Genomic DNA, 283 nt, shown 5'->3' with positions numbered 1-283 from the left:
ATCTACAATTATTCCACTATCCCCTGGATATGCTGGTCCATATTGGATTACAGAAGTTTTTTTGTTTTCAGTTATGGGATTAATTAGAGTATATAATGTTTGAATGTGTGTTTCTGTTAACGGTTCGGGACTTGAGAAAGAAACATTATTAAAGTTGTATTCAAATAAGTTTGTGGTAGGATATTGAATTTCTAAATTTGATGTATTAGCAATTTCAGCAGCAACGGTCGAATTTGTTCCTAAACAGGTTAATAGTAATGCAGAACATAAAGAACTAGTAATT

At 31.1% G+C, this 283-nt stretch carries 1 protein-coding gene; it reads right to left on the bottom strand.

Going from position 1 to position 283, the window contains the following annotated elements:
- On the bottom strand, window positions 1-283 hold a 283-nt coding region (locus FE392_RS20600; protein ID WP_319931957.1), incomplete at both ends, for a hypothetical protein.

This window comes from Xenorhabdus santafensis (assembly GCF_033949405.1).
In the GTDB taxonomy this organism is placed as follows: domain Bacteria; phylum Pseudomonadota; class Gammaproteobacteria; order Enterobacterales; family Enterobacteriaceae; genus Xenorhabdus; species Xenorhabdus santafensis.
This window is presented reverse-complemented; position numbering and strand designations above follow the sequence as displayed.